The 19,024-nt window shown below is 67.7% G+C and carries 17 protein-coding genes; 9 read left to right on the top strand and 8 right to left on the bottom strand.

The window, feature by feature from the left end:
- Window positions 1-52 precede the first annotated feature (52 nt).
- On the top strand, window positions 53-463 hold the full coding sequence (locus WV31_RS18000; RefSeq protein ID WP_085374860.1) for a bacteriohemerythrin: 411 nt from the start codon (window positions 53-55) through the stop codon (window positions 461-463).
- Here WV31_RS18000 and WV31_RS17995 read toward each other — a convergent pair.
- A complete protein-coding gene (locus WV31_RS17995; protein WP_085374859.1) occupies window positions 460-1,050 on the bottom strand; it encodes a pyridoxamine 5'-phosphate oxidase family protein in 591 nt (196 codons plus the stop codon). The genes WV31_RS18000 and WV31_RS17995 overlap by 4 nt on opposite strands.
- 190 nt (window positions 1,051-1,240) lie before the next feature.
- On the opposite strand from WV31_RS17995, the gene pdxR reads away from it, so the two are divergent.
- From pdxR to hpnH, 8 genes are all read left to right on the top strand, one after another.
- Window positions 1,241-2,698 carry a MocR-like pyridoxine biosynthesis transcription factor PdxR gene (gene pdxR / locus WV31_RS17990; protein ID WP_085375655.1) on the top strand — a complete coding sequence of 486 codons (1,458 nt, stop codon included), beginning with the start codon at window positions 1,241-1,243 and terminating at the stop codon, window positions 2,696-2,698.
- Between the two features lie 115 nt (window positions 2,699-2,813).
- Window positions 2,814-3,839 (top strand): substrate-binding domain-containing protein, encoded by a 1,026-nt coding sequence (locus tag WV31_RS17985; protein ID WP_085374858.1) that lies wholly within the window; start codon window positions 2,814-2,816, stop codon window positions 3,837-3,839.
- A gap of 57 nt (window positions 3,840-3,896) precedes the next feature.
- On the top strand, window positions 3,897-5,270 hold the full coding sequence (gene pstC, locus WV31_RS17980) for a phosphate ABC transporter permease subunit PstC (protein ID WP_085374857.1): 1,374 nt from the start codon (window positions 3,897-3,899) through the stop codon (window positions 5,268-5,270).
- A gap of 1 nt (window position 5,271) precedes the next feature.
- The gene (pstA, locus tag WV31_RS17975) at window positions 5,272-6,546 is read left to right on the top strand and encodes a phosphate ABC transporter permease PstA (RefSeq protein ID WP_085374856.1); all 1,275 of its coding nucleotides are present in this window, start codon (window positions 5,272-5,274) and stop codon (window positions 6,544-6,546) included.
- 4 nt (window positions 6,547-6,550) lie between these two features.
- Window positions 6,551-7,330 carry a phosphate ABC transporter ATP-binding protein PstB gene (gene pstB, locus WV31_RS17970; RefSeq protein WP_085374855.1) on the top strand — a complete coding sequence of 260 codons (780 nt, stop codon included), beginning with the start codon at window positions 6,551-6,553 and terminating at the stop codon, window positions 7,328-7,330.
- A gap of 145 nt (window positions 7,331-7,475) precedes the next feature.
- Complete coding sequence (gene phoU, locus WV31_RS17965; protein WP_085374854.1) at window positions 7,476-8,171, top strand: phosphate signaling complex protein PhoU; 696 nt, start codon at window positions 7,476-7,478, stop codon at window positions 8,169-8,171.
- Window positions 8,168-8,890 carry a phosphate regulon transcriptional regulator PhoB gene (gene phoB / locus WV31_RS17960; RefSeq protein WP_085374853.1) on the top strand — a complete coding sequence of 241 codons (723 nt, stop codon included), beginning with the start codon at window positions 8,168-8,170 and terminating at the stop codon, window positions 8,888-8,890. The genes phoU and phoB overlap by 4 nt, the downstream gene beginning before the upstream one ends.
- Before the next feature lie 220 nt (window positions 8,891-9,110).
- Complete coding sequence (gene hpnH / locus WV31_RS17955; protein WP_085374852.1) at window positions 9,111-10,262, top strand: adenosyl-hopene transferase HpnH; 1,152 nt, start codon at window positions 9,111-9,113, stop codon at window positions 10,260-10,262.
- Here the strand turns inward: hpnH and WV31_RS17950 are convergent.
- From WV31_RS17950 to WV31_RS17920, 7 genes are all read right to left on the bottom strand, one after another.
- Window positions 10,209-10,916 (bottom strand): phosphorylase family protein, encoded by a 708-nt coding sequence (locus tag WV31_RS17950; protein ID WP_085374851.1) that lies wholly within the window; start codon window positions 10,914-10,916, stop codon window positions 10,209-10,211. The two genes, hpnH and WV31_RS17950, sit on opposite strands and share 54 nt — an antisense overlap.
- A complete protein-coding gene (shc, locus tag WV31_RS17945) occupies window positions 10,906-12,861 on the bottom strand; it encodes a squalene--hopene cyclase (RefSeq protein ID WP_085374850.1) in 1,956 nt (651 codons plus the stop codon). The genes WV31_RS17950 and shc overlap by 11 nt, the downstream gene beginning before the upstream one ends.
- A gap of 21 nt (window positions 12,862-12,882) precedes the next feature.
- Window positions 12,883-13,743, bottom strand: coding sequence for a presqualene diphosphate synthase HpnD (hpnD, locus tag WV31_RS17940; protein ID WP_085375653.1), 861 nt, complete (start codon window positions 13,741-13,743; stop codon window positions 12,883-12,885).
- A gap of 5 nt (window positions 13,744-13,748) precedes the next feature.
- On the bottom strand, window positions 13,749-14,912 hold the full coding sequence (locus tag WV31_RS17935; RefSeq protein WP_085374849.1) for a glycosyltransferase: 1,164 nt from the start codon (window positions 14,910-14,912) through the stop codon (window positions 13,749-13,751).
- Window positions 14,909-15,901: a hopanoid-associated sugar epimerase gene (gene hpnA, locus WV31_RS17930; protein WP_085374848.1), complete on the bottom strand. Its 993-nt coding sequence runs from the start codon at window positions 15,899-15,901 to the stop codon at window positions 14,909-14,911. Before hpnA ends, WV31_RS17935 begins: the two co-directional genes overlap by 4 nt.
- 215 nt (window positions 15,902-16,116) lie before the next feature.
- On the bottom strand, window positions 16,117-17,799 hold the full coding sequence (locus tag WV31_RS17925) for a hypothetical protein (RefSeq protein WP_085374847.1): 1,683 nt from the start codon (window positions 17,797-17,799) through the stop codon (window positions 16,117-16,119).
- Window positions 17,796-18,977 (bottom strand): SEL1-like repeat protein, encoded by a 1,182-nt coding sequence (locus WV31_RS17920; RefSeq protein ID WP_085374846.1) that lies wholly within the window; start codon window positions 18,975-18,977, stop codon window positions 17,796-17,798. The genes WV31_RS17925 and WV31_RS17920 overlap by 4 nt, the downstream gene beginning before the upstream one ends.
- Window positions 18,978-19,024: the final 47 nt, after the last annotated feature.

Genomic DNA, 19,024 nt, shown 5'->3' with positions numbered 1-19,024 from the left:
ATCGCCTAGCCCATAGGTAATATCATCCCATTCCCAAACGGAGGGGCGAGCTATGGCCGAGCATATTTCCTGGTCGGACGACCTTCTCGTGGGGGTCGAGGCCATCGACAGCGATCATAAGAAGCTGTTCGAACTGATGAACCGCCTGCTCGCCTCGCCGACCCATGGAGCGACGGCGGTCAGCCAGGCCATCGGCGATCTCAGTTCCTACACCAAGCGGCATTTCGCCGCCGAAATCGCCAGCATGGAACGCAGCGCCTACCCCGAGCGCAGCGCCCATGCCTATGAACATGACCACCTGATCTTCCAGTTGGAAAACATCATCGACCGCCTGATGATATCCGGGGCCGACGCCGTCGATGGCGAGCTTTCCAACCTGCTTCGCGACTGGCTGTGCAACCACATCATGACCTTCGATGTGAAATACGCGGCATTCCTGCGCGAAAGCGGACAGACGGGCTAGCCCGCCACCGGCTCCCCCTTCACAACAGCTACCGGCACCACGCCCGCCCAGACCGGCCAGGACATGTCTGCCTCGTCGTCCACCGGCGGGCCGGACCGCACCTTGGCCGACCCCTCGGCAATGGGCAGAGCCAGCAGGCGGGTCGCCGCCAGTTCCTTTTGCGTCGGCGGCCGGACCGAGGCATAGCGCCCCGGCGTCAGCTTCTCGATCAGGGCGGCCAGGGCCGCCTCCTTCTCCGCCGGGCCGCTGATCTCTTCGGCTTGGCCGAACAGCACGACCGACCGGTAATTCATGGAATGGTGAAAGGCCGAACGGGCCAGCACCAGCCCGTCCACCAGGGTCACGGTAACGCAGAGATCCGCCCCGGCGGCCATCATCCTGCCCAGCCGCGACCCCATGCCCCCATGGAACAGCACCCTCTCGCCCATGCGCCAGTGGGTGGTCGGTATACTGACCGGTCGGCCATCATCGACGAAGGCGACGGTGCAGGTAAGCGCCTCGTCGAGAATGGCGGCGATCAGGTCCGGGTCGTGGCTGCCCCGCTGGGGCCGCTGGCGGACGGTGGTGCGTTCGGTGGTGGCAAGCATGACAGGGCTCCTCATTTTGTCATCCTGAGCGCCGCGAAGGATCTTTCAGGTAAAACCGGCCATCGCTTTGGGCTGAAAGATCCCTCGGCGATGCCTCGGGATGACAGGTCGAGGGCATTCTTGCGCCGCGAGTGGTTCCATTGAAAGGTCCACTTATTGTATAGTGAAGGGGCCACTTTCCGAGGCCATCATGCCCCTCACCCTCGCCCTGCCCGCCGATGATTGCGGCCAGCCCCTGCATCGCCGCCTGTATCTCGCCTTGCGGGAAGCCATCCTGGACGGACGGCTGGGGGAAGGCGCCGCCCTGCCCTCGTCGCGCTCGCTGGCCGGACAATTGGGCGTGGCGCGCAACACGGTGCTGGCCGCCTACGATCAATTGGCCGCCGAGGGCTTCACCGAGGGGCGGCAGGGATCGGGCACCCGCGTGGCTGCCCGCCAGCAGCCGGTGGGAACCGCCGCCTCCGGCCCGGCCTCACCGCCGCCATCGCCCATGGGAGGCAGGACCGCCGCCTGGAGCGCCACCCCGCCCATGCTGATGGTGCGCGACCCCACCCGCCCCCTCGCCCCCGGCGTGCCCGACCTGGCCGCCTTTCCCCATGCCGAGTGGCGGCGCGTGCTGGGACGGCTGTGGCGGCGGCCGCCGGTGGAGCTGATGTGCGGCATCGATCCCCTGGGCCATCCGCCGCTGCGCCGGGCCATCGCCGAGCATGTGGGCCGCACTCGGGCGGTGCGCTGCGACCCCGGCCAGATCATGGTGGTGGGCGGCTCGCAGCAGGCCCTGGACCTGGTGGCCCGCGTGCTGGTGGAGCCGGGGGAAAGGGTGCTGGTGGAAGATCCCTGCTATGGCGGGCTGTCGGGCGTGCTGCGCGCCGCCGGAGCGGTGGCCGAGGCGGTGCCGGTGGACGAAGGCGGCTTCGATCCCGCCCTGGCCGAACGGCTTTGCCCCCAGGCGCGGCTGGCCTGCGTCACGCCGTCGCACCAGTTTCCCACCGGTGCCACCATGGGGCTGGCGCGCCGTCTTGCCCTGATCGACTGGGCGGCGCGCAAGGGCGGCTGGATCATCGAGGACGATTACGACAGCGACTTTCACCACGCGGGAGCGCCCACCGCCTCGCTGCAGGGACTGGACCGGCAGGACCGCACCCTTTATCTCGGCACCTTCTCCAAGAGCATGTTTCCCGGCCTGCGCCTGGGCTGGCTGGTGGTGCCGCACGCGCTGCTGCCCGCCTTCGTGGCGGCCCGGCGCACCGCCGACATGGCCCCGGCCGGACTGACCCAGGCGGCCATGGCCGCCTTCATGACCGAAGGCCATTTCGGCGCCCATCTGCGGCGCATGCGCACCCTGTACGGCCGCCGCCGCAGCCAGTTGCTGGAAGCCGCCCTCCGCATCCTGGGGCCCGACCTTCCGGTCACGGCAGGAGCGGCGGGACTGCACGCCATCCTCCACCTGCCCGAGGCAAGTGACGAGGCCGCCATCGCCCAGGCCGCCCGCGACCACGGCCTGGGCTGTGCGCCGCTGGGCTTCCATCGTGTCATAAAAGGGCCGCCGGGACTGATTCTGGGCTATGGAAACCTGGCGGGATGGAGCGTCGAGGATGCCCTCGGACGCCTGTTTTCGGCGATCAAACCATTGATTCCATGTGATTAATATTCCTGTCACAAAACCTTCACGCTTGTGTCCCGGGACTGTAACACAGCGCCGATAGGATGCCGGCCGTGGGAGCCGGCTCTCCCACTTCCGTTGCACTCCCGTTGGAGGTTTCATGTCCACCAAGACCCTGGCCGTCGCCGCTGTCGCCCTGGCCGCCTTCGCCACCACCGGCGCCGCCCATGCCCGCGATCAGATCCGCATCGTCGGCTCGTCCACCGTCTACCCCTTCGCCACCTCCGTCGCCGAGGCCTTCGGCAAGGGCGGCAAGTTCAAGACTCCGGTGGTCGAGAGCACCGGCACCGGCGGCGGGCTGCGGCTGTTCTGCTCGGGCGTCGGCGAGAGCTTCCCCGACATCACCAATGCGTCGCGCCGCATCGAGCCGTCGGAAGTGGAGTTCTGCACCAAGAACGGCGTCACCGGCATCACCGAGGTGGTGATCGGCTATGACGGCATCGTGTTCATGAATTCCAAGAACGGCCCCGACTTCCAGCTCACCCGCGAGCAGATGTACAAGGCCACCGCCAAGGACGTGGTGGTGGGCGGCAAGCTGGTGCCCAACCCCTACAAGACCTGGAGCGACGTCGACCCGTCGCTGCCCAAGGAGCCGATCCTGGTCTACGGCCCGGCCCCCAACCACGGCACCCGCGACGCCTATGTGGAACTGGTGCTCGATCCCGCCTGCGCCAAGCAGCCCGAGCTGAAGGACATGGAGAAGGCCGCCAAGAAGAAGGCCTGCCAGACCGTGCGCGAGGACGGCGCCTGGATCGAGGTGTCCGAGAACTACACCGTCATCCAGCAGAAGATCACCTCCAACCCGGGCGCCCTGGGGGTCATCACCTTCAGCTACCTCGACCAGAACCGCGACAAGGTCAAGGCCGCCCCGGTGGACGGCGTGGTCGCCACCTACGACAACATCGCCAGCAACAAGTACCCGGTGTCGCGCCCGCTGTTCTTCTACATCAAGAAGCAGCACGTGGGCATGGTCCCCGGCGTCAAGGAATACGTCACCGAATTCACCTCGGACAAGGCCTGGGGCAAGGAAGGCTATCTGGCCGACAAGGGCCTGATCGCCTCCCCCGACGCCACCCGCAAGGAGCAGGCCGCCAACGCCCGCAACCTGGGCGACCTGAAGATGTAATCGCCAGGGGGGAGGCCTAGGGGCCTCCCCCGCCTCCTTTTCCGGGTCCCCCACTCCATGCAGACCTTCACCCTCGCCGCCATCCTGCTGCTGATCTCGGCCCTGGCGTTCCAGCTGGGGCGCAAGCGCGCCTTCGCCGTGGCGGACGGCCATCCCGGCTCGCTCCATTCCCTGCCCGGCTATTACGGCTGGTGGGTGGCGCTGTGGTGCGGCCTGCCCGCCTTCACCGTCCTGGGCCTGTGGCTGGTGTTCGAGCCCGGCCTGATCCGCGCCCTGGTCATCGCCGACCTGCCGGAAGGCTTGCGGTCCCTGCCGGCCGAGCAGATCGACGTCATCGTCAACGAGATCCGCAACGCCGCCCACGGCCACGCCACCACCAACCCCGACTACGCCGCGGCCGCCCAGCATTACACCCGCCTGCACCAGACCGGCTTCGCGGCGGCCGTGGCGGTGACGGTGAGCCTGGCGCTGGCCGGGGCCGCCTTCGCCTGGCGCCGCGTCCACCGCGACTTGCGCGCCCGCCCCCGGGTCGAGCGCACCATCAACGTCTTCCTGGTGGCCTCGTCCACCGTGGCCATCTTCACCACCATCGGCATCGTGCTGTCGCTGCTGTTCGAGGCGCTGCGCTTCTTCCACATGGTGGACTTCCTCGACTTCCTGTTCGGGCTGAACTGGAGCCCGCAGATGTCCACCCGTTCGGATCAGGTGGGCAGCACGGGGGCCTTCGGCATGGTGCCGCTGCTCACCGGCACCATGCTGATCAGCGTGATCTCCATGGTCGTCGCCCTGCCGCTGGGCCTATTCTCGGCCATCTACATGTCGGAATACGCCCAGCCGCACATCCGCGCCGTGGCCAAGCCCGCCCTGGAGATCCTGGCCGGCATCCCCACCGTGGTGTTCGGTTTCTTCGCCGTGGTGACGGTGGCCCCCATCATCCGCGCCGTGGGCGGCGCGCTGGGCCTCAACGTCGCGGCGGAAAGCGCGCTGGCCGCCGGCTTCGTCATGGGCATCACCCTGATCCCGCTGATCTCGTCCTTATCCGACGATGTCATCACCGCCGTGCCGCAATCCTTGCGCGAAGGCGCCTTCGGCCTGGGCGCCACCCGGTCGGAGACCATCATCCAGGTGGTACTGCCCGCAGCACTGCCCGGCATCGTCGGCGGGGTGCTGCTGGCGGTGTCGAGGGCCATCGGCGAAACCATGATCGTGGTCATGGCCGCCGGCCTGTCGGCCAAGCTGACCGCCAATCCGCTGGAAGCGGTGACCACCGTCACCGTCCAGATCGTCACCCTGCTGGTGGGCGACACCGAGTTCGACAGCCCCAAGACCCTGGCGGCCTTCGCCCTTGGCCTGATGCTGTTCGCCATCACCTTGGGACTGAACGTCATCGCCCTGCATATCGTGCAGAAGTATCGGGAAAAGTATGACTGAGATGACAGAGATCTCCGTGGCGGCGCGCACCGCCGAAACCGTGGCGTCCCGCCTGAACCGGCGCTACGCCGCCGAGCGGCGCTTCCGCCTCCTCGGACTGGCCTCGATCCTGATTTCGGCGGGCTTTCTGGTGCTGCTGCTCGGCACCATCGTCGCCAAGGGCTGGACCGGCTTCCTGCAGACCCAGATCGCCGTCGAGGTGGCCTTCGACCCCCAGGTGATCGATCCCGACGGCACAAGGGCGCCGGACGTGCTGGATGCCGCCGATTATCCCGCCCTGATCCGCACCGCGCTGTCCGCCCGCCTGGCCCCCGACGCCGATCGCGGCGCCCGGCGCGACCTGTCCGCCATGGTCAGCACCATGGGCGGCGAGCAGTTGCGGCGCATGGTCGCGGCCGACCCGTCGCTGATCGGCAGCAAGGCCGTGGTCTGGCTGCTGGCCTCGGACAAGCTGGACATGGTGGTCAAGGGCCAGTCGGGCAACACCCTCAACGAGCGCCAGCTGGGCTGGCTGGCCGAGCTGGAGCGGGCCGGACAGGTCCGCAAGGCCTTCAACGCCCAGTTCTTCACCGGCGGCGATTCGCGGGCACCGGAACAGGCGGGCATCTGGGGCGCGGTGGTGGGCTCGTTCTTCTCGCTGCTGGTCACCCTGGCGGTCAGCTTCCCCTTAGGCGTCGCCACCGCCGTCTATCTCGAGGAATTCGCGCCCAAGAACCGCTGGACCGACCTGATCGAGGTCAACATCAACAATCTGGCGGCGGTGCCGTCCGTGGTGTTCGGCCTCTTGGGCCTCGCCGTGTTCCTCAACGTCTTCCACCTGCCGCGCTCGTCGCCGGTGGCGGGCGGGCTGGTGCTGGCGCTGATCTGCCTGCCCACCATCATCATCGCCGGGCGCGCCGCGCTCAAAGCCGTGCCGCCCTCCATCCGCCAGGCCGCCGCCGGGCTGGGGGCCTCGCCCTTGCAGATCGTCGCCCACCACGTCCTGCCGCTGGCCATGCCGGGCATGCTGACCGGCACCATCCTCGGCATGGCCCGCGCCCTGGGCGAGACCGCGCCCTTGCTGATGATCGGCATGGTGGCCTTCATCGTCGACATCCCCAAGAGCCCGCTGGACCCCTCGGCGGTGCTGCCGGTGCAAATCTATCTGTGGGCCGGCAGCTCGGAACGCGCCTTCGTCGAGAAGACCTCGGCGGCCATCATGGTGCTGCTGCTGTTCCTGGTGACCATGAACATGGCCGCCATCTGGCTGCGCAAGAAATTCGAACGTCGGTGGTAGCCCCATGAACCAGTTCATTCCCCGCGGCACCTCCAAGATCGCCGCCCGCGGCCTCAACGTCCATTACGGCGACAAGCACGCCCTGCACGACATCGACCTGGACATTCCGGCCGGCGAGGTCACGGCGCTGATCGGGCCGTCGGGCTGCGGCAAGTCCACCTTCCTGCGCTGCATCAACCGGATGAACGACATGGTGGACGGGGCCCGGGTCACCGGCACCCTGACGCTGGACGGGGCCGACGTCTACGACCGCTCGCTGGACGTGGTGCAGTTGCGCGCCCGGGTCGGCATGGTGTTCCAGAAGCCCAATCCGTTCCCCAAGTCCATCTACGACAACGTCGCCTATGGGCCGCGCATCCACGGCCTGGCCCGCGACCAGGCCGAGCTGGACGAGATCGTCATGAGCAGCCTGGAAAAGGCCGGATTACTGGCCGAGGTGGAAAGCCGCCTGTCGGAATCGGGCACCGGCCTGTCGGGCGGCCAGCAGCAGCGCCTGTGCATCGCCCGCGCCATCGCGGTAGCCCCCGAGGTGATCCTGATGGACGAGCCCTGCTCGGCGCTGGACCCCATCGCCACCGCCAAGGTGGAAGAGCTGATCGACGAGCTGCGCGACAACTTCACCATCGTCATCGTCACCCATTCCATGCAGCAGGCGGCCCGCGTGTCGCAACGCACCGCCTTCTTCCACCTGGGCAAGCTGATCGAGGTGGGCGGCACCGAGGAAATCTTCACCAACCCTAAGGAGCCGCTGACCCAGGGCTACATCACGGGCAGGTTCGGTTGATGACGCCGAAAGTGAAAGCCTGTCATCCCGAGGCGAAGCCGAGGGATCTCCACTTGGCATGGAGCCGACCGCCCCGGCATCACGCCAGAACGAGATCCCTCCTCCCCATGGTCGTCGGGATGACAATTTCAGCGGGACTGAGGTAATGAGCGATCACACGGTAAAATCCTACGACGACGAACTGGCCCACCTGTCGGGCATGATCGCCCGCATGGGCGGTCTGGCCGAGGCCCAGCTGGGCGCGGCGCTGCAATCCCTGGCCCGGCGCGACGACGAGCTGGCGCAACGGGTGATCGACAACGATTGCCGCATCGACGAGCTGGACCACGAGGTGGATTCCTTCGCCGTACGCCTGCTGGCGCTGCGCCAGCCCATGGCCGGCGATCTGCGCCACATCGTGGCGGCCTTGAACATCTCGGGCGAGATCGAGCGCGTCGGCGACTACGCCGCCAATCTGGCCAAGCGCGCCCTGGTGCTCAACCAGATCGCCGCCACGCCCCGGACCGCCGGCGTGGTCCGCCTGGGCGAGCTGGTGCTGGCGCTGTTGAAGGACATCCTGGACGCCTATGTGGACAAGGACCTCGCCAAGGCCATCGGCGTCTGGGGACGCGACGAGGAGGTGGATTCCCTCTATAATACGGTTTTCCGCGATCTGATCGCCCAGATGACCGAAGATCCCGGCACCATCACCGCCTCGACCCACCTGCTGTTCATCGCCAAGAACATGGAACGCATCGGCGACCACGCCACCAACATCGCCGAGACCCTGCACTTCCAGATTCTCGGCACCCAGCCCAAGGGCGACCGGCCCAAGGGCGCCTCGCTCGGAGCCATGGAATGACCGCCCGCGATACCGCCAACCCTTCCAAGCCCCTGGTTCTGGTCGTCGAGGACGAAGCGGCGCTGGCTACCATGCTGCGCTACAACCTGGAAAAGGAAGGCTATCGCGTCGCCGAGGCCGGCGATGGCGAGGAGGCGCTGACCGTATTGGCCGAGCGCAAGCCCGATCTGGTGCTGCTGGACTGGATGCTGCCCTCGCTGTCGGGCATCGAGATCTGCCGCCAGATTCGCCGCAAGCCCGCCACCCGCGAACTGCCCATCATCATGCTGACCGCCCGGGGCGAGGAAGGCGACAAGATCCGGGGCCTCAATACGGGGGCCGACGACTACCTCACCAAGCCGTTCTCGCTGCCCGAGCTGATGGCCCGCGTCCGCGCCCTTTTGCGCCGCGCCCAGCCGGTCAGCCAGAAGGGCCAGATCGCCTGGGGCGACATCACCATGGATCTGGCCGCCCATCGCGTGGCCAGGGGCGGCAAGGCCATCCATCTGGGTCCCACCGAATTCCGCCTGCTGCAGTTCTTCCTGCAGCACCCGGGCACCGTGTTCTCGCGCGAGGAATTGCTGGACGCCGTCTGGGGCCCCGACATCTACGTCGAGCCGCGCACCGTGGACGTGCACATCCGCCGCTTAAGAAAGGCGCTGAACTGCGACACCGAGGCCGACATCATCCGCACGGTGCGCGCCGCCGGCTATGCGCTGGACAACGAGGACGCGGCATAGGAAAGATTGTCATCCCGAACGCAGTGAGGGATCTTTCAGCCTGAAACAGCAATCGCCAGAGGCTGAAAGATGCTTCGCTATCGCTCAGCATGACAAATCAGCTACCCCAGCCCCGCAAAGCCCACACTCCTTAAACCGTTGAAACTTTCCAAGTCCGGCCTGTATGATCCGCCCGCTTCCCAAGCGGGTGGCGCGTCGAGGCAGAATTAGGGTTTATCCCGTGGGCGTTCCCCTTCACCAGTCCATCAAGATCGGTTCCTACATCGTCAAGCAGCACCTGGTGGGCAACAAGCGTTACCCGCTGGTCCTGATGATGGAGCCCCTGTTCCGCTGCAACCTCACCTGCGCGGGCTGCGGCAAGATCGACTATCCCGACGCCATCCTGAATTCACGCATCTCGGTGGCCGACGCGCTGGCCTCCATCGACGAGTGCCCGGCCCCCGTGGTGGTGCTGGCCGGCGGCGAGCCGCTGCTGCACCGCGAGATCGACCAGATCGTCGAGGGCGCGCTGGCGCGCGGCAAGATCGTCTTCGTCTGCACCAATGCCCTGCTGCTGGAAAAGAAGCTCGATTCCTTCAAGCCGCACAAGAACTTCACCTGGACCGTCCACCTGGACGGCGACCGCGAGGACCACGACCGCGCCGTGTCGCGCGAAGGCACCTTCGACCAGGCGGTGTCGGCCATCAAGGCGGCCAAGGCGGCCGGCTTCCAGGTCAACATCAACTGCACCCTGTTCAACAACGCCGATGCCGAGCGCATGGCGAAGTTCTTCGACTACACCAAGACCATCGGCGTCGGCGGCATCACCATCTCGCCCGGCTACGCCTACGAGCGGGCCCCCGATACCGAGCACTTCCTGAACCGCCGCGCCACCAAGGAACTGTTCCGCAAGCTGTTCCGTCTGGGCAAGGGCAAGAAGTGGGAATTCACCCAGTCGTCCCTGTTCCTGGACTTCCTGGCCGGCAACCAGACCTACCACTGCACGCCGTGGGGCAACCCGACACGCAACGTGTTCGGCTGGCAGCGCCCCTGCTACCTGCTGGGCGAGGGCTACGCCAAGACCTACAAGGAACTGATGGAAGAGACCGACTGGGATTCCTACGGCACCGGCAAGTACGAGAAGTGCGCCGATTGCATGGTCCATTCGGGCTACGAGCCCACCGCCGTGGCCGATTGCATCACCAATCCCATCAAGGCGGCGGTGGTGGCGCTGCGCGGCCCCAAGACCGAGGGCCCCTTCGCCCCCGATCTGCCGCTGGACAAGCAGCGCCCGGCCATCAACAACTACGAAGAACTGATGGCCAAGAACCTGGAAATGCTACACGCCGAGGGACGGGCCAACAACCTTCACCGCGTCTCCCAGGGCAACTAGGGCGGCGCGGCTGTCCAGGCCGACCCGGATCAGTCCCGGCAATTCCCATGGGCGGCGCAGCAGCGCCCCCATGACGGCCCACGGGCGGGGGGACCCGTCGGGGGCAAGCCCCACGAATACCGATTTGGGCAATCCCCGATCCGCCGGATCGGCCACGGCGCGCAAGACGGCGAAGGGCTTGCCGGCCCTGGCCGCTACCCGGGCCATGGCCCCGCTTTCCATATCCACCACCGACGCGCCGCCTTCATAGAGGGCGCGCTTGGCCTCGGGCGTCGCGGCGATGCGCGACACCGCCGCCACAATCCCTGAGCGCGAGAAGGCAATGCCCGACAGCAGGCGGCATTTCCACACCCCGTCCGCCTCGTAGGTCTCGCCCTCCCACTGCACGGCAGAGCCCACCACCACGTCGCCCGGCTTCAGCGCCGGGTCGAGACCGCCGGCGATGCCGAAGGACAGCAGCCCCTCGGCGCCTTCGGCCAGCAGCTTTTCCGCCAGTTCGCTAACCCGCTTCGTCACGCCCCCCGCCGCCGCCCAATGGGTGCCGGCGGGAAGCAGGGCGCCTTCGCTGGTCATGCCGACGATGACGCCCACGCGGGCCCCCTTGCCCAGTCCCGGCCCCCAGCAGGATTCGGGAAAGGCGTGGTCAGAGGGCATGCATCACGGGACCGGCATTGCCGGTGGTGAGGTTGCGGTAGCGGGCCAGGGCCCAGATGGGGAAGAACTGGCGATAGCCGTGGTAGCGCAGATAGAACACGCGGGGGAAACCCACCGCCGTGTAATGCTCCTCATCCCACAGGCCTTCTTCGTTGCGGGTGCGGATCAGGTAGTCGATGCCCTTGGCCACGGCGGCCGACTTGGTCTCGCCCGCCGCCATCAGGCCCAGCACCGCCCAGGCGGTCTGGGACGGCGTCGAGGGGCCGCCCAGGCCGCGCGGCTGGTCGTCCCAGTAGGACCGCCCGCATTCGCCCCAGCCGCCGTCTTCCCGCTGCTTGGATTCCAGCCACTTGACCGCCTTCCTGAAGGCGGGATGGTCGTGGGGCAGGCCGGCGGCATTGAGCGCGCACAAGGACGACCACGTGCCGTAGACGTAATTGGTGCCCCAGCGGCCGAACCACGAGCCATCGGCCTCCTGCTCGCGCAGCAGGTAATCGACGCCTTCGTGCGCCACCTTATCCTTGCCCCGCTCGCCCAGCACCGACAGCACCGAGACGCAGCGGGCCGACACGTCGGCGGTGGGCGGATCCAGCAACGCGCCGTGATCGGCGAAGGGGATATGGTTCAAGTAGTAGCTGGTGTTCTCGGCGTCGAACGCGCCCCAACCGCCGCCTTCCGACTGCATGCCCTGAATCCACACCTTGCCCTTCTCGATGGGCTCGGCGTACTTCACCGGGTCGATGCGGTCCAAGGCCGCCATCACCACGGCGGTATCGTCCACGTCGGGGTAATGGGGATTGTTGTACTGGAAGGCCCAGCCGCCGGGCGCCAGGCCGGGGCGGCGCACCGCCCAGTCGCCCACCACGTCGGTGATCTGGCGCGCCACCATCCAGTCGGCGGCCTTGCGCACCGCGGCGTCGGCCTCGGGCGTTCCCACCTCCAGCATGGCATGGGTGGCCAGCGCCGTATCCCAGATGGGCGACAGGCAGGGCTGCACCCAGGCGCGCTCGCCTTCCTCCACCACCAGATTGCGGATGGATTGCTTGGCGATCACCACGCGGGGGTCATCCTTGGGCACGCCCAGCACGTCGTACATCCACACGGCGTTGACCATGGCCGGGAAGATGGCGCCCAGCCCGTCCTCGCCGTTCAGGCGCTCGTCCACGAAGGCCACCGCCTTCTCGATGGCCTTGTCCTGCACCGACTTGGGGAAGAAGCGGTAGACCTTCTGCAGGATCATGTCGATACCGCGGAACAGATAGGCCCAGTTGGAGCGCACCGGCTCCAGATACCAGTTGGTGACCTTCTCCGGCGGCGTGACGAACAGTTCCTGGATATGGATGCCCAGCGGATTGCGGGCCTGGGGCCGCTTGGTCATCAGGACGGTGAGCGGCGCGATCACGGTGCGCGACCAGTAGCTGACCTTGTCCATGTGGAAGGGGAACCAGCGCGGCAGCAGCATGATCTCCACGGGCATGATCGGCACGCCCTTCCAGGGGATCTGCCCGAACAGCGCCAGCAGGGTGCGGGTGAAGACGTTGGCCGTGGCGGCGCCGCCGGCGGCCAGGATGGCTTCGCGGGCCTTCACCATATGCGGCGCATTGATGTCGTCGCCGATGGCCTTGAGCGCGAAATAGGCCTTCACCGAGGCGCTGATGTTCAGATCGCCCCTGTGGAACAGCGGCCAGCCGCCGTGGTCTTCCTGGATCTCGCGCAGGTAGACGCCGATGCGCGCCTCGAGCTCGGGGTCGCGCTCGTCGAGATAGTGCAGGTAGAGCACGTATTCGGCCGGGATGGTGGCGTCGGCTTCGAGCTTGAACACCCAGTGGCCGTCGTCCTTCTGCTTGGCGAGCAGGGCCGCGGCGGAGTCGTTGATCGCCCGCTCCAGGGGATCGCGGAACGAGGCGGCGGTGAAGTCACGGGGATTGATTTCGCTGGGAGACACTGTTCGACCTCAAATCATGGCTCAGAGCAAACCGTGGCGGAGAATACACCACAGCTTGAAGGCTTTCGAGACTTTGACCGGCGGATCGCGCGGTACGAAGCCCTCGGCCTCGACCCGCTTGAAGATCTCGCGGTACATCTCCTTCATCAGGGTGGCCGGGCGCATGTCGGAGTGCGAGCACTCGGCCTGGGCGGCGTCGGAGGCGGCGAAATAACCGCGCGCCGTCTCGCCCAGTTCGCGGCACACCGCCACCAGATTGGGATGGGCCAGCACCTCGTTGGGGGCGCGGCTGGCGATGCCGTGCTTGGCCAGCAGTTCGTCGGGCAGGTAAAGCCGCCCGATCCTGGCGTCCACCGCCACGTCACGCAGGATGTTGGTCAATTGCAGCGCCATGCCGGTGGCGTTGGCGGCCTCGATGGACCGGGGCCGCAGGGGCCCGAACACGCGCACCGACAGGCGGCCGACGGCGCAGGCCACCCGGTCGCAGTAAAGCTCCAGCTCGGCCATGGAAAGGCCCGTCACCTCGGGCTGGGCATCGCTCTCGCAGCCGGCGATCACCGCCAGGAAGTCTTCCTTGGGCAGGTTGTACTGCAGCACCGGCCCATGCAGGGCCTTGGCGATGGGATCGGTGGGGGCGCCGGCATAGAGCCGGTCCAGTTCCACCCGCCACTCGGCCAGTCCTGCCCGCTTGACCTCGGGATCGCCCGGCTCGTCGGCGATGTCGTCCACCACCCGGCAGAAGGCGTAGATGGCGTACATGGCGTAGCGCCGGGGCCGGTCCAGAAGGCGCATGCCCCAGTAGAACGACGACCCCGAGGCCCGCACGATGCCCGCCACCATCTCGTACTGGGCGGGGTCGATGGTGAAGACGGTCGGGCTCATGGCGTTCAAGGGCGTGCCCCCTGGCCGTGGGTGTCCTGCAACCGTCCCTTCCACTCGCCGCCCCGGCCGCGCCAGTACATCACGGCGGAATGCAGCGTGGCGCCCAGGTAGAACAGCGACACCAGCGGCAGGGCGAGCGCCCAGGCCGGGAACAGCCGGTAATAGCGCACCATGGGATAATAGGCGATGGTCATGGCCGCCCAGGCCAGGGCGCCGGTGGAGGCGCCGCCGCCATTCCTCATGGCCAGCAGGGGCGGCGCCACGAAGACCAGCAGCATGGCGACCACGGTGCCGATCAGCAAGGCGGGCGAATGGCGCAGCTGGGTATAGGCCGAGCGCGAGATCATCCGCCACAGCCCCTCCGGCCCCTCGTAGCGCCGTGTGCTGATGGTTTCCTCGGCCAGGTCGATGGTCAGGCGGCCGTGATGGGCCTTCACCGCCGCCGCCAGGGTGCAATCGTCGATCAGCGCGTCCTTGATGGCCTTGATGCCGCCGATCTTTTCCAGCATGGCCGGGCGGATCAGCACGTAGCCGCCGGCCGCGGCGGCCGTGGTCGAGCGCGAATCCTTCACCCAGGAAAAGGGATAGAGCATGCGGAAGAAGAACACGAAGGCGGGAACGATGGCCTTTTCCCAAATGCTTTCGGTGGACAGCCGCACCATGAGCGAGGCCATGTCCAGACCCTCGGCCAGCATGCGCGACACGGTGCGGCGCAACTCGCCCGCCCCGTGGCGGATGTCGGCGTCGGACAGCAGCAGCAGGTCAGCTTCGGGGAACTTGGACCGCGCCACGGCGACGCCGTGATTCTGGGCCCACATCTTGCCGGTCCAGCCCCGGGGCAGTTCCGGGGCCTCGACCACCGTCACGCGGGCCGACAGCCCCATCTCCTCGGCCGCCTTGCGCGCCGCCTCGGCCGTGCCGTCCGAGGAATGGTCGTCCACCAGCACCACCGAGAACTCGCCTGGGTAGTTCTGGGACAGCAGGGATTCGATGGTGGCGCCGATGACGTCGGCCTCGTCGCGGGCGGGGATGACCGCCACCACCTGGGGCCAGACTTCCGGCACCACCGCCTGGGGGGCATCCTCGATCCGCCAGAACGAACCGCGCATGGTCAACAGCCAGGCCCAGGCTCCCGCCCCGACCACGCCAGCAAGCGACGCCAGACTCATGAGACCTCCCCGATGCTCTTGAACCACTCCACCGCCGCGTCCAGCGCTTCGTCGGCGGGACGGTGGCGGTACCCCAATTCCCGCTCGGCCTTGGCCGAGGAGAAGAACATATGCCAGCGCGACATCTTGAGCCCGTCGATGGTGACGAAGGGCTCGCCGCCGAAGAAGCGCGCCCAGGTCTCGGCACCCAGGGCCAGCGGATAGAGCGGCCAGCGCGGCAGCTTCATCAGCGGCGGCTTGCCGCCGGTGATTCCGGCGATCTTGTTCAGGATGGCGGCCAGGGTCAGGTTGTCCCCGCCCAGGATGTAGCGCTCGCCGATGCGGCCCTTGTCCAGCGCCAGCAGGTGCCCTTCGGCCACGTCGTCCACATGGACGATGTTGAGGCCCGTATCCACATAGGCCGGCATGCGGCCCGACGCCGCCTCGACGATCATGCGCCCGGTGGGCGTCGGCTTGACGTCGCCGGGGCCGACGGGGGTGGACGGGTTGCAGATCACCGCCGGCAGGCCGTTCTCGGCCACCATGCGGCGCACCACCTCCTCGGCCAGGAACTTGGACTGCTTGTAGGGGCCGACCTTGTCGGAAATGTCGCTGGGCGTGTCCTCGTCGGCCACGCCGCCGTCGATATGGCCCAAGGTCGCCACCGACGAGGTGTAGACCACCCGCTCCACCTTCTCGGCCAGGGCGGCGGTCATCAGGGCGCGGGTGCCTTCCACGTTGGCCTGCATCATGGCGGCCGGGTCGGGCACCCAGATGCGGTAATCGGCGGCGGTGTGGATCAGCACCCGGCAGCCTTGCATGGCCTTGCGGAGCGAGGCCGCGTCCTCCAGCCGGCCCTCGACCACCTCCACATGCAGGTTGGCGACGTTGCGCCGGTCCGAGGTGGGGCGCGCCAGCACGCGCACGGACTCGCCGCGGGCCAGCAGGGCGCGCACGATGGCGGCGCCGACGAATCCGGTCGCTCCGGTGACGAGAACAGGTCCTGGCATTTCCCCACGCCTCATCGCGGCCGGGCGGGATCGCGCGGCCGATGGCTGGTAGTTACAACGATTGTGCGGCGCACCGCCAGTGATTCTTTGGGCTCTCAACCCGTCATCCCGAGCCCTGGCGAGGGATCTCATCCTGAACCGGCTTTCCCAAGCAGGAAACAGCACGCCAAACGGAGATCCCTCCGCCCAGGGCGTCGGGATGACAAGGGGGGCGTTTACCCGAATCCGCACTCCACCAGCAGACGGTGGAAGTCGCGCAGGTGCTTCTCGCCCTGGCTGGGGTCGGGCATGGAGGCGACGAACTTCTCCTCGAACTGCTTCTGGCGCAGATGCTCGACCACGCGGGCCTTGGCCATGTTCAGCGACTTGCCCTCGATCAGCACGCCCGAGCCGCAGAACTTGACCAGACGGATGGCCCGCATGGCCAGCGGATCGTCGGGCTTGTCCACCTTCTCGATGATCTCCTCGGCGGTGAGGTAGCGGACCATCACGTCGTCGATGCGGTCGGCCAGTTCCTTCCTGAATTCGTCCACCAGATTGGGGCAGGTGCGCAGCAGCTTGTTGGCGTTGTTGAGCGCCGCCATGCGGGCGGGCGGGGCAAGCCGCACCGGCACCCAGGCGTCGATGTGGTTGGAGCGCCGCACATGGGCGTCGAGCATCTCGGTCAGGATCTCGCCCATGCTGCGCCCCAGGTTGGAGCCGGCCAGCGTCAGGAGGAACTGCAGCCGGACGCAGCCGTCCGGCAACGCGCCCAGCAGCAATTGCAGCGCCTGGGGCGCGGAAACGCTGGCGCCGCCGGAATTGAGCACGCGGGCGCCGCGCTGCAAGAGCGCCTCGGCCATGGGCGCGCCGCCCACCACCCGGTCCTTGTCCACCAGCCGGGTCAGCAGCTTGTGGAACATCTCATATTCCTGGGAGGAATCGTTGCGCGACAGGGGATTGGTGCCGCCGGCCTCGCGGATCACCCGGCCCATCAGCACGTCGCGGCTTTGCGGCAGCGCCCCTTCGGCGAACAGCTTGTTCAGCTCGGTGAAGGTCTGGGGGGCGAACTTGGCGGCTTCCGCGCCGCCTTCGGTCAGGGCGACGATGGTGCACAGCGCCGCCGACAGGTTGGACTGGAAGCCCAGCAGGTCCTGGATGACCTGGGCCGGCACGGTGAGGTCGGCGATCACCGCGTCGATCTCCACCATGTTGCCCTTGGCCTCGGGCTCGGCCGCCCAGGTGATCAGCAGGTCCAGCTTGCCGAACCACGAGCGCTTTTCCAAAAGCGCCAGGGTCATGGTCGAACGCAGGGTGAAGGGATCACCCTTGGCCGCTTCCATGGCCTCGGCGAAGGTGGCGGGCGGCTTGGGCTTCTTGGCGGCGAAGTCGCGCGCCCGCTTGCCCATCTCCTCCCAGGTCTTGTCGAGGATGTCCTTGCGCGCCTTGGACTCCTCGCCCGTGGCCTTGGCCTGCAGCGTGGCGACCCGGTCGATGGCCGAGAACAGCAGGTTGCCCTTGTCGGCGAAGCGCTTCATCTCCTTGGCGTCGTGCAGCAGCTCGAAGGGCGTCACCAGCGCCTCGTCCAGATACTTGCGCAGCAGCTTGCCCATGGTGGTGCGCGCCGGCTGGGCGTAGTAATCCTCGAGATCCGAGCACAGCGGAGCCTCGGTGATGGTGGCCAGGGTGGGATCGCCGGCGGCCTTCTCCGCCGCCTTCTTCTCCATCAGGATGGTTTCGGAATGGGTGCCGTCGATGCGCTCGTGATCCTTGACCACCCGCACGGCGGCATGGTTGCCCGCCTGCAGCAGGTTCTCGGCGAAGGCCTTGGCCTTGGCCTCGTCGGGCGCCATTTCGGCGATGACCCAGTTCTTGTCGGCCAGGACCTGGACCTCGTACGAGATCTTCGGGCCGCTCATGACGAGGCCTCCGCCGTGCGGCGCCTTTCCAGCGCCGCCGCCTGCACCTCGCCGCGCGGATCGCCCGACTGGGCGGCGCGGCGGAACCAGCGGATGGCGGCCTCGTCGTCCTTGTCCACGCCGAGACCCAGCGCCAGCATCACCGCGTAATTGTACTGGGCCTCGGGCAATCCCTGCTCGGCGGCGCGGCGGCACATCACGGCAGCCTCGGTGGGGTCGGCGTCGGTGCCGCGTCCCTGGCGCAGCATGTTGGCCAGGTTGTGCAGGGCGGAGGCGAGGCCCTGGTCGGCGGCCTGACGGTAAAGCTCCACCGCCTGGGTCTCGTCCCGCTCGACCCCCTTGCCGGATTCGTAAAGGGCGCCCAGCGCGAAGATGGCCCCGGCGTCGCCCTGGTCGGCGGCCTGGCGGAACCATTTGACCGCCACCTCGGCGCTGGATTCGACGCCGCGCCCCTGCTGGATCATGTTGCCCAGGTTGTACTGGGCCTGGGCGTCGCCCTGCTTGGCCGCCTCGCGGAACCATTTCAGAGCGTGGGCGTTGCTTTGCGCCACCCCCAGGCCCTGGTCGTACATGACCCCCAGCGAGTACTGGCCCCGCGCGTCGCCCGCCTTGGCCGCCAGGGTGTAAAGGCGCACCGCCTCGGCCGGATCGGCCGCCACGCCCTTGCCCTCGCGGTAGGCGTTGCCCAGCGCCACCATGGCCGCCGTATCGCCCTTGTCGGCGGCGGCGCGCAGACGGGCCGGGTCGGCGACGAACTCGCCGATATGCAGCGGGTCGGTCTCCACCTCGATCTCGGGCAGGGCAATGACCTTAGGACCGGCCTGGACGGGGGTAGGAGGGGGCGCGGAAACGGGTTCCGGCGGGGGCGGAGGCGGAGGAGACGCGGCCTCGGCCGGGGGCGTTCCGTAATCGGGGCGCTCGGCATGGGGCGCCTTGCCCGGCAGATCGTCGACCCGGCGGCGCACGTCCACCCCTTCGGCGGCCATCTTCTTCAGCAGGGCCATGGCCTCGGCGTTGCCCTGGCGGGCCGAGCGCACCAGCCATACCACCGCCTCGTCCAGGTCCCGCTTGACCTGGTAGCCCAGACGGTAAAGATCACCGAGCTTGAACTGGGCGACCGGATCATTCTCCAGCGCCAGACGGCGATAACGGGTGACGATCTCAGGTTCACGCGCCATTCTGGCCATCCATCCCGAGTGAATAGTCCACTAGCATGCCGTAAGCA

The sequence above is a fragment of the Magnetospirillum sp. ME-1 genome (genome assembly GCF_002105535.1).
GTDB lineage: Bacteria > Pseudomonadota > Alphaproteobacteria > Rhodospirillales > Magnetospirillaceae > Phaeospirillum.
Note: the sequence above shows the minus strand (reverse complement) of the source record. Positions and strands in the feature narration are given on the sequence as shown.